General features: G+C 31.5%; 11 protein-coding genes. All 11 read right to left on the bottom strand.

The features are described from left to right. Nucleotides 1-229: 229 nt before the first annotated feature. The 11 genes from BM384_RS11560 to BM384_RS11510 all read right to left on the bottom strand — a co-directional run bounded on the left by BM384_RS11560 (nt 230) and on the right by BM384_RS11510 (nt 11,378). Nucleotides 230-586 (bottom strand): hypothetical protein, encoded by a 357-nt coding sequence (locus tag BM384_RS11560; protein ID WP_090013769.1) that lies wholly within the window; start codon nt 584-586, stop codon nt 230-232. Nucleotides 587-1,155: 569 nt separating this feature from the next. Further along, nucleotides 1,156-2,541, bottom strand: coding sequence for an NADPH-dependent glutamate synthase (gene gltA / locus BM384_RS11555; RefSeq protein WP_090013767.1), 1,386 nt, complete (start codon nt 2,539-2,541; stop codon nt 1,156-1,158). A gap of 1 nt (nt 2,542) precedes the next feature. Further along, complete coding sequence (locus BM384_RS11550; protein ID WP_090013766.1) at nt 2,543-3,433, bottom strand: sulfide/dihydroorotate dehydrogenase-like FAD/NAD-binding protein; 891 nt, start codon at nt 3,431-3,433, stop codon at nt 2,543-2,545. A gap of 209 nt (nt 3,434-3,642) precedes the next feature. Beyond that, nucleotides 3,643-4,809 carry an NADPH-dependent butanol dehydrogenase gene (locus BM384_RS11545; protein ID WP_090013764.1) on the bottom strand — a complete coding sequence of 389 codons (1,167 nt, stop codon included), beginning with the start codon at nt 4,807-4,809 and terminating at the stop codon, nt 3,643-3,645. A gap of 212 nt (nt 4,810-5,021) precedes the next feature. Continuing rightward, nucleotides 5,022-5,870, bottom strand: a complete 849-nt coding sequence (locus tag BM384_RS11540) for a 3-hydroxybutyryl-CoA dehydrogenase (protein ID WP_090013763.1) — start codon at nt 5,868-5,870, stop codon at nt 5,022-5,024. Between the two features lie 52 nt (nt 5,871-5,922). Beyond that, entirely contained in the window at nt 5,923-6,927 is a 1,005-nt protein-coding gene (locus BM384_RS11535) for an electron transfer flavoprotein subunit alpha/FixB family protein (protein WP_090013761.1), read from the bottom strand. 21 nt (nt 6,928-6,948) lie between these two features. Continuing rightward, entirely contained in the window at nt 6,949-7,728 is a 780-nt protein-coding gene (locus BM384_RS11530) for an electron transfer flavoprotein subunit beta/FixA family protein (protein ID WP_090013759.1), read from the bottom strand. Between the two features lie 14 nt (nt 7,729-7,742). Then, nucleotides 7,743-8,882, bottom strand: a complete 1,140-nt coding sequence (locus BM384_RS11525) for an acyl-CoA dehydrogenase (RefSeq protein WP_090013758.1) — start codon at nt 8,880-8,882, stop codon at nt 7,743-7,745. Nucleotides 8,883-8,907: 25 nt separating this feature from the next. Beyond that, nucleotides 8,908-9,690 (bottom strand): short-chain-enoyl-CoA hydratase, encoded by a 783-nt coding sequence (locus BM384_RS11520; protein WP_090013757.1) that lies wholly within the window; start codon nt 9,688-9,690, stop codon nt 8,908-8,910. A gap of 243 nt (nt 9,691-9,933) precedes the next feature. Further along, nucleotides 9,934-10,581 carry a redox-sensing transcriptional repressor Rex gene (locus BM384_RS11515; RefSeq protein WP_090013755.1) on the bottom strand — a complete coding sequence of 216 codons (648 nt, stop codon included), beginning with the start codon at nt 10,579-10,581 and terminating at the stop codon, nt 9,934-9,936. A 230-nt stretch (nt 10,582-10,811) separates the two neighbouring features. Further along, entirely contained in the window at nt 10,812-11,378 is a 567-nt protein-coding gene (locus BM384_RS11510) for a manganese efflux pump MntP (RefSeq protein ID WP_090013753.1), read from the bottom strand. Between the last annotated feature and the right edge of the window lie 75 nt (nt 11,379-11,453).

The following is an 11,453-nucleotide window of genomic DNA, read 5'->3' as shown; positions in this document are numbered from 1 at the left end:
GAGTTAATGTAACTAAAATTTATTAGTTTAATTAACTCCTTTTTGATTTTGGAATAGCGCACTAGAAAAACTTAAAGTTTTTCAGTGCCCTCAAAAATAATTGTACCTTTTTTGTTTTTTTCTTCAAAAAATATTTAATAAATATACTATAAATATCCATTTGTACTCCTTATTAGTAATGAAATAATAGTGATATTGCATAAAAGGCAATATCAATACTCTCTATTTTTTAAGTTGTTCCATTCCAATTTCCATTTGATGGACTTATTATTGTGTGCTTTCCAACAACTCCACTGTAGTTACATACAACTGTCTTTGTTGTAGCTCCACTTGACATACTATTGCTTTTATAAGCTTTACTACGTCCATTATCAATTAATTCTGCTGTTATAGTATTTACAATATACTTATTATCTTGAACATAAGTACCAGCTAAACCATATCTAGTTTCTCCACTCATGTATAGATTAAGTTTTCCCATGTAATCTCCACGATTTCCATAAGTATAATATGTTGCTTTAGCAGGCATAATCATACTAGCAACTATTGCTAAAGAAGCTAATAATATTTTTACTCTTTTTTTCATAATTTTCTCTCCTTATTTTTAATTCTGTTCTATTAAGTTATATGAAAATTGCCCTTCTCAACCATAAATATAAAATAAGTTTAATAAAGACTAAATATCCCCCTAAAAACGAAGAGAATACTAATTTATTACAGATCTATCTATCATGTAATATTTTTTCAACTTATATAATTTTCAAAGAACGAATAATTTTATGATTTATCAAGCTAATTTTCACGAAAACCTAACAGAATCTTCAATACAAGAAAATATTACCAAAAAAAATAATTTTAATGTCAAAAAAAATAACAATTCACAATTCGTCTTCATTATTCATTATTTGAAATTTATAACTTTTCAAACAAATGGATGTTGTATTTTTTACTTTAAAATAGAGTTTTTTATTATTTTTTAACCAAAAATACATTTTTTTGTTACATTTTCTTTATTTTTTATATTTAAAATTATTTTTTTACAAATCGCTTTTAAACCTAATACCTCTTCTATTTATTCAAAACTAAATAAAAAGAACCTATAGAAATAGTCATCAAATTTGACTACTCTATAGATTCCTTTTTATCTAATATCTTTTATTTATTTGAAAGATATTCATGAATTCCAGCAGCAGCTTTCTTTCCAGCTCCCATAGCTAGGATAACAGTAGCTGCACCTGTAACTGCATCTCCTCCAGCAAATACACCTTCTCTTGAAGTTAAACCTGTATCTTCTGAAGCAACGATGCATTTTCTATTATTTATATCAAGTCCCTTAGTAGTTGATGAAATAAGTGGGTTTGGAGATGTACCTAATGACATGATTACAGTATCAACATCTAGTACGAAATCAGAACCTTCAACTACTTCAGGTCTTCTTCTTCCTGATGCATCAGCTTCACCAAGTTGCATCTTAACACACTTCATACCTTTAACCCATCCTTTTTCATCTTCTAGAATTTCAGTTGGGTTAGTTAAAAGATCAAAGATTACACCTTCTTCTTTAGCGTGATGTACTTCTTCAGCTCTTGCAGGAAGTTCCTCTTCCCCTCTTCTATATACAACATGAACTTCAGCACCAAGTCTTAAAGCAGTTCTTGCTGCATCCATAGCAACATTTCCTCCACCTACGACTGCTACTTTTTTTCCTTTTCTTATTGGAGTGTCATATCCATCTTCATAGGCCTTCATTAAGTTACTTCTAGTTAAAATTTCATTAGCTGAGAATACTCCATTTGCATCTTCTCCTTTGATACCCATGAATCTAGGAAGTCCTGCTCCTGATCCTATAAATACAGCCTCAAAGCCTTCTTTATCAAATAACTCATCAATAGTAACTGTCTTACCAATTATAACGTTAGTTTCTATTTTAACTCCTAATTTTTCAACCTTTTCAACTGCACCTTTAACTACAGTATCTTTAGGTAATCTGAATTCTGGAATACCATAAGCTAAAACTCCTCCAACTTTATGTAAGGCCTCAAATATAGTTACATCATATCCTAATTTAGCTAAGTCTCCAGCACAAGTTAATCCTGAAGGACCACTTCCTATAACTGCAACTTTCTTACCATTTTTAGGTTTTGTTTCAGATACATCTATATTATTTTCCCTTGCCCAGTCAGCTACAAATCTTTCAAGCTTTCCTATAGCAATAGCTTCACCCTTAATTCCCATTACACAACTACCTTCGCATTGTGATTCTTGTGGACATACTCTTCCACATACTTCTGGAAGTGCTGAAGATTCTGCTATTATCTTAGCTGCTTCTTCAAAATTACCATCCTTAATTTGTGCAATAAAATTTGGAATGGCAATATTAACTGGACATTTTTGTACACATCTAGGATTCTTACAATTTAAACATCTTGTTGCTTCTTCTAAAGCTTCATCCTTTGTATATCCTAAACAAACTTCTTCAAAGTTTTTAGCTCTTACCTTTGGATCTTGTTCTGCTACTTTAACTCTTTTCATTCTATCCATTTTACTTGTCACCTCCACAATGTCCACATCCACCATGATGAGTGTTGCCTTCTTGCTCTTTAAGCATTGCTTTTCCTTCTTCAGTCTTATACATAGCTTGTCTTCTCATAGCTTGATCAAAATCTACTTTATGTCCATCAAATTCTGGACCATCAACACATGCAAATTTAACTTCATCTCCAACTAATACTCTACAAGCACCACACATACCAGTACCATCAACCATAATTGGATTTAAACTTACTATTGTTTTTATTCCTAACTTTTTAGTTAAAAGACATACAAATTTCATCATAATCATTGGTCCAATAGCTACTACCAAATCATATTTCTTTCCTTCATTTTCAACTAAGTCTTGTAATCTATCAGTTACCATACCCTTAAAGCCTGAAGATCCATCATCTGTTGCTAAATAATAATTTCCTGCAACAGCTTCCATTTCATCTTTAAGAATTACAATATCCTTATTTCTTGCCCCAACAATTACATCTGCGTCTATTCCCTTAGAATGTAACCACTTAACTTGAGGATAAACTGGTGCTGTACCAACTCCTCCAGCTATAAACATAATTTTCTTATTCTTTATTTCTGACAAATCATCAGTAACAAGCTCTGACGCTTGTCCTAAAGGTCCTACAAAATCTCTAAATGAATCTCCAACTTCATATTTAGCCATCTTTTCTGTAGATGCCCCAATTGTTTGGAATACTATTGTTACAGTACCCTTTTCTCTATCGTAATCACAGACTGTTAAAGGGATTCTTTCACCTATTTCATCTGGTACTACAATAACAAATTGACCTGGATTAGCAGAAGCCGCTACTCTAGGTGCTTCAATATCCATAAGATAGATATTTTCATTTAATTGTTCTTTTTTTAATATTTTATACACCTTTGTCCCCCCAATATAATGCTTTTTTGCTATTCATACATATTATAACGTATTCATACATGCGTCTTCAACCATTTTTATACTTTTTATACTGTTTTTATCTTATACAGAATTTTATGTAATATTTTATTTTTCTAAAACTCAAAACAAAAAGTATATTAGGTAACGAAAAAATCTGCAGCTTTTGACACTGCAGATTTTTTATATATTTAGAAATTAACCTTTTCTCCTGTATAAACACATTTGAATAGTTTAACCATTTCATCTTTACTTATTTCTCTTGGATTTGAGCCTGTACATGCATCTTCTATTGCTCTTTCAGAAATAAGTTCAACCTTATTATTAAAATCATCTTCATTAATACCATATTCTTTTAATGTAAGTGGTATTGACATCTTCTTATTTAAATCTTGAACAAAAGTAACTAATGAATCTACTAATTCTTCATCAGTATTTCCTTTTAAGTTAATGCTTCTAGCTATTGTTGCATATCTATCAGCACATTTCTTTGCATTAAACTCAATTACATATGGTAAATATATTGCATTTGCACATCCATGTGGTATATGAAAGACTGCTCCTGTTTTATGTGCCATACTGTGGCATATTCCAAGTAATGCATTAGAGAATGCCATTCCTGCTAAACATTGAGCATAGTGCATTTCTTCTCTAGACTTCATATCACCTTCATAAGACTTAACTAATTCATCATTTATCATGCTTATAGCTTTTAAAGCTAATGGATCTGTAAATGGAGAATTTAATGTTGCTACATATGCTTCAATTGCATGAGTTAAGGCATCCATTCCTGTATATGATGTTAATTTAGCAGGCATTGTTTCAGCTAATTCTGAATCAACTATTGCAATATCAGGTGTAATATTGAAATCTGCTAAAGGATATTTAATTTCAGTTTTGTAGTCTGTAATTACAGAGAATGCAGTTACTTCTGTTGCAGTTCCACTTGTTGATGGAATAGCTACAAACTTAGCCTTAGTTCTTAATTCTGGTAAAGAGAAAGGCTTTGTAATATCCTCAAATTTTGAATCTGGGTATTCATAGAATATCCACATTGCTTTTGCAGCATCAATTGGAGAACCTCCACCCATAGCTATAATCCAATCTGGCTCAAAATCTCTCATAGTTTTAGCTCCATTAAGAACTGTTTCTACTGATGGATCTGGTTCTACTCCTTCTATAAGTTTAGTTTCTATTCCAGCTTCTTTTAAATAATCAATTGCTTTATCAACGAAACCAAATCTCTTCATTGAACCACCGCCTATTACTAAGACAGCCTTCTTTCCTTTTAGGGATTTTAATTGTTCCATTGAACCTTTTCCATAATAAATATCTCTTGGTAATGTAAATCTCATCATAACTCTATACCTCTTTCTGATTTTGTATACAACTTAATTTTATCATTTATTGATTTTTTTGTAAACTTATACATTAATAGTATTAAGCTGGAATCTTTAAAAAGAAGAGCTATTGCAAAAATTAATTTGCAATAGCTCTTCTTCTTCTAAAACACACTTATATAAACTTACAAAACAAACAATTAAACCGCTAATTTTACCTAGTATTGATTCTATTTAGAATAATCATAGAATCCTTTTCCTGTCTTTCTTCCAAGCCATCCAGCTCTTACGTATTTTCTTAATAATGTATGAGCTCTGTACTTAGAATCCCCAGTTTCTTTATATAAAACATCCATTATTGCAAGAACAACGTCTAGCCCTATTAAATCTCCTAGTGCTAAAGGTCCCATTGGATGATTTGCACCATATTTCATAGCTGTATCAATATCTTCTACTGATGCTACTCCATCTGCATAGATACCAATTGCTTCATTAACCATTGGTATAAGAATTCTATTAACAACAAATCCAGGAGCTTCAGAAACTTCTACTGGTTCTTTTCCTATTGCTACAGATAATTCTTTTACTGCATCAAAAGTTTCCTTAGATGTAGCTGCACCTCTTATTATTTCTACTAATTTCATAACTGGTGCTGGGTTAAAGAAATGCATTCCTATAACCTTGTCAGCTCTCTTAGTAGCTGAAGCAACTTCTGTTATTGATAAAGATGAAGTGTTTGAAGCTAAGATTGTTTCTGGCTTACAGATTTCATCTAATTCAGCAAAAATCTCTTTCTTAATATTCATATTTTCAATTGCTGCTTCTACAACTATATCTGCATCAGCTGCTAATTTCATATCAGTAGTTCCTGAAATTCTTGAAAGGATTGCTTCCTTATCTTCTTCACTCATTTTACCTTTAGCAACTCTCTTGCTTAAAGTTTTATCAATTCCAGCAATTCCTCTTTGAACGAATTCATCTTTAATATCTCTAACGATTACTTCACATCCACTTTGTGCAAATGCTTGAACAATACCTGCTCCCATTGTACCTGCACCAAGAACAAAAACTTTTTTCATATCTAAAAATCCCCCTTTTTTGTATACTTACCTAAAACAAATTTATCTCTAATTATTCAACTACTAATTCTTTAGCTTGTGCTATTAATTCTGGTATAACCTTCTTAACATCTCCAACTATACCGTAATCTGCAACCTTCATTATTGGAGCTGAATTATCTTTGTTTATTGCTATAATCATATCTGAATCTTGCATACCAGCAACATGTTGAATTGCTCCTGATATACCACATGCTATATAAATTGATGGTTTAACAGTCTTACCAGTTTGTCCAACTTGGTATGCTGGATCTAACCATCCTTTTTCTACAGCTGCTCTTGAACCTGCAACAGTTCCACCTAATACATCTGCTAATTCTTGAAGAAGTGCAAAGTTTTCTTTAGAACCAACACCTCTACCACCAGCAACTATAACTTTTGCTTCTGAGATATCTATAATATCTTTCTTGCTCTTAATTGTTTCTAATACCTTAGTTCTAATATCAGCATCAGTTAACTTAACTTCTACATTTTCAACCTTTGCGTTATCAGAATTAGTTTCAACCTTTTCAAATACTCCTGGTCTTACTGTTGCCATTTGTGGTCTATGTTCAGGACAAGCGATTGTTGCCATTAAGTTACCACCAAAAGCTGGTCTTGTAGCAAGAAGATCTCCAGTTTCAACATCTACATCTAATGATGTACAGTCAGCTGTTAAACCTGTTGCTAATCTAGCTGATACTCTTGGTCCTAAATCTCTTCCTATGAAAGTAGCTCCAATAAATAATATTGATGGCTTTCTTTCATTTACTAAATCAACAATAACTTTTGTATAAGCTTCTGTTGTATAATTTTCCAATTTAGCATCATTAGCAACTAAAACTTCATCAGCACCATGTTCAGTTAAAGTTTTTGCTAATCCTTCTATGTTATTACCCAAAAGTAAAGCTGTTAATTTAACGCCTAACTTTTCAGCTATTTTCTTACCTTCTCCAAGTAACTCTAAAGATACTTTTTGCAATTTACCTTCTCTTTGTTCAGCAAAGACCCAAACGCCTTTATAATCTGCTATATTCATAATAAATCCCCTCCTATTATCTTAAATGTAGTGTTTCTCTTTTAATTTTCCTAGAACATATTCAGCTGCTTCCTTAGCTGGTTTTTCAACTAATTCTCCAGCACCCTTAACTTCTTTAGTCATTGATTTCTTAACCTTAGTTGGTGAACCCTTTAATCCTAATTCTGACTTATCTACATCGATATCGTCAGCAGTCCATACCTTAATTTCATTATCAGAAGTTTCGAATATTTTACCTACATTCATATATCTAGGTGCATTTAATTCTTCAATAGCAGTTAATAAACATGGAGTATTAACTTCAACTATTTGATGTCCATCTTCTAATGCTCTATTTATTGTTAATGTATTACCATCAACTTTAACTTCTTGCACATATGTTACTTGTGGAATATTTAAATGTTCTGCAATTTCTGGTCCAACTTGAGCAGTATCACCATCAATTGCTTGTCTACCTGCTAAAACTATGTCATAGTCTAACTTTTTAATTACTCCAGCTATAGCCTTTGAAGTTGCAAGTGTATCAGCTCCTCCAAGTGCTCTATCTGTTAAAAGAATTGCTTCATCAGCACCCATACATAATGATTCTCTAAGTGCTGCCTTAGCCATTGGAAGACCCATGCTAATTACAGTTACCTTACCGCCAACTTTTTCTTTTAGTGCTAAAGCTTCTTCTAATGCATGCTTATCTTCTGGATTTATAATTGATGGAACACCATCTCTAATTAATGTTCCTTTTACTGGATCTATCTTAACTGCTGTTGTATCTGGAACTTGTTTAACGCAAACTACTATATTCATTTATAAACACCCTCCTATCTTAAAACGCTACCTGAAATAACCATCTTTTGAACTTCTGAAGTTCCTTCGTATATTTCAGTTATCTTAGCATCTCTCATCATTCTTTCTAATGGATATTCTTTAGTGTATCCATATCCACCAAGGATTTGTACTGCCTTAGTTGTAACTTCCATTGCTGTTTCTGCTGCAAAAAGTTTAGCTCTTGCTGCATCTATTGAATAAGGTTCTCCGTTTTGTTTATTCATAGCTGCTTTATATACTAAGTGTTTAGCTGCTTGAATCTTAACGTCCATTTCAGCAATATACCATTGTAATCCTTGGAATGCTGAAAGTGGTTTGCCAAATTGTTTTCTTTCTTTCATATATGCTACAGCTTCTTCAAAAGCTCCTTCTGCTATACTTAATGCTTGAGCAGCTATACCAATTCTTCCTCCATCAAGAGTCTTCATTGCTATCTTAAATCCTTTTCCTTCTGCTCCTATTAAGTTTTCCTTAGGTACTATACAGTTTTCCATAATAAGTTCTGTAGTAGATGATGCTCTAATACCCATCTTATTTTCTAGGCTTCCAACTGAGAATCCTGGGAAATCTTTTTCTACTATGAATGCTGAAATTCCTCTAGTTCCTTTGCTCTTATCTGTCATAGCAAATATAATGAAAGTTTCTGCAACTCCACCATTAGTTATGAAGATTTTTGAACCATTTAATACATAGTGATCACCATCAAGAACTGCAGTTGTTTGTTGACCTGATGCATCTGTACCAGCACCTGGTTCAGTTAAACCAAAAGCACCAATCTTTTTACCACTACATAAATCAGCTAAGTATTTTTCTTTTTGTGCAGGTGTACCATTTTCATTGATAACTGATGCACATAATGATGTATGAGCTGACAAAATTACTCCAGTTGTTGCACAAACCTTTGATAATTCTTCAACGGCTATAATATATGATAATACGTCACCGCCTGCTCCCCCTACTTCTTTAGGAAATGGGATACCCATCATTCCAAGACTTCCCATCTTCTTAACATTTTCCATTGGAAACTTTTCTGTTTCATCAATTTCAGCAGCTATTGGTTTTACTTCATTAACTGCAAAGTCTCTAACCATTTGTTGTACTAATTCTTGTTCTCTAGTTAATTTGAAATCCATTATTAACCCTCCTTAAAATTTAAGTTTATTTATTTTTAAAGTTCTTATCTCTCTTTTCTAAGAAAGCTGTCATACCTTCTTTTTGGTCTTCAGTTGCAAAACATTTACCAAAGTCTTCTGCTTCAATTTCTACAGCAGTTTTTATATCAACTTGTGCTCCTCTGTTAATTGCATCCTTACAGTACTTAACAGCCTTAGGTGCATTAATGATTATTGCATTTGCCATAGCTTTTGCTTCATCCATAAGATTTTCAAGAGGCACAATTTTATTTACTAAGCCAATTTGCATAGCTTCTTCAGCTTTTACCATTCTACATGTATAAATCATTTCTTTTGCTTTTGCTAAACCAACTAATCTTGATAATCTTTGAGTTCCACCAAAACCTGGTGTTATTCCAAGACCTGCTTCTGGTTGAGCAAATTTAGCTTTTTCTGAAGCTATTCTTATATCACATGACATAGCTAGTTCACATCCACCACCTAGTGCAAAGCCAGATATGGCTGCTATTACAGGCTTGTCTAAGTTTTCAAGTCTTAAAAATACTTTATTTCCTAAAGTACCGAAGGCCTTTCCTTCTTCTTCATTTAAATCTTTCATTTCTGCTATATCAGCTCCAGCTACAAAGGATTTTTCTCCTGAACCTTTAACTATTACAGCATAAATATTATTGTCTTTTTCTAGATCATCAATTACTACATCAAGATCTTTTAAAGTATCTGAGTTTAATGCATTTAATGCCTTTGGTCTATTTATAGTTACAATAGCCAAATGATCTTCTTTTTCTAAAATTACATTTTTAAGTTCCACACTTTTCCCCCCTCGAATAATTCCCTCGCTCGCAAATGTATTTATTCACATTTATTTATTTTTTTTCCAGTCAAATCTCAAAAAAATTTACTTCAAAACTTGTTAATATTATAACAATCTGAAGAAAAAAAATAATTGAAGTCTTTCAACTTCAATTATAATTATAATACTTTGTTAAATTATTTGCAATATTTTTGTTGAGATTTTTTGCTAATTTAATGAATATTTTCCATACCGTATTTTTTATTCATTCACTTCTTCTTCTTTACTGTGTAATTGATAAATTAATGTAAGCATACTTTCACTTAAATGTACATTCTCAACTATTACATCTTTAGGCACATTTAAATCTACAGGAGCAAAATTCCATATTCCTTTTACTCCTCCTGCAACTAATTCATCACATACTTTTTGAGCGTTTATTTTTGGTACGCATATTATACCAATATCAATAGAATTGCGCATTAAATGATCCTTTAATGTATCAATTTCATTTATTTCTATATCTTGAATTTTCATACCTACAAGCTTTGGATTAGCATCGAAAATACCTGTAAATTCAAAGCCTAGTTTACCAAAACCATTGTAGTTAGCTATTGCTTGCCCTATATTACCTGCTCCAATTAAAACTGCCTTATATTCTTTATTTAATCCTAGAATATCTCTAATTTGATTATATAATTCTCTTACGTTGTATCCATATCCTTGCTGTCCAAAGTCTCCAAAACAATTTAAATCTTGACGAATTTGTGATGCTGTAAATCCTATCTTTGCTCCTAGCTCTTTTGAAGAAATTCTATCCACATCATTATCTAATAAGTCTTTAAGATATCTATGATATTTAGGTAACCTTTTTATTACAGCCATAGAAATATTTTTTTTCTTTTCCATACTGTTCTCCTCTTTATAATCATTTTTTTAACAATAACAATTGTTAAATTTTCTTTATTTTTTTAACAATTATTTGCTATAAAAGAATATTTTAAATTTATCCTTCCTATATATATCTTAACATAAATGCTACATAATTTTCTATCAATTATTAAAGTATCTAGACATATTTTTAGTATTTATTTAATGATTTTACTATTTTTATTGTTATAAATTAACTTTTCAGTTTTTTATTTTCCAGACAAATGTTCTATTAAAATTTTAATCCCCATAATTACCAAAATAATTCCACCAATTAATTCTGATTTTGATTTCAATATTTCTCCGAATGCTCTTCCAATATATACAGCTATAATACTAAGTAAAAATGTTGTACATGCAATTATTATTGCCGCATAAAATATATTTACGCTTAAAAATGCAAAACTAACACCTACTGCTAAAGCATCAATACTAGTAGCTATTGCAAGAATCAAAAACCTTTTATAAGAAAAATCCATTTCTTTTTCTTCATCTTCATCTCCCTTAATAGATTCATATACCATTTTACCCCCAATAAAACTTAAAAGCGCAAATGCTATCCAATGGTCTATTGCTTGTATATACTCAGTAAAATTAATACCAAGAGCCCAACCTATAAGTGGCATTAACCCTTGAAAAATTCCAAAGAATAAACCTGATCGTAATGCTATCTTTAAACGATTGTCCTTAGATGTATTAAGACCCATAGTTAATGAAACTGCAAATGCGTCCATAGATAATCCAATTCCAATCATTAATATTGATATAAAATTCACTCTATCTGCTACTCAAAATATGGACAATTATACCCATATCGAGATTTTTCCTTATTCATCGTGTCCTATTTTGTA

This window comes from Clostridium sp. DSM 8431 (assembly GCF_900116755.1).
Taxonomy (GTDB): Bacteria; Bacillota; Clostridia; order Clostridiales; family Clostridiaceae; genus Clostridium.
This window is presented reverse-complemented; position numbering and strand designations above follow the sequence as displayed.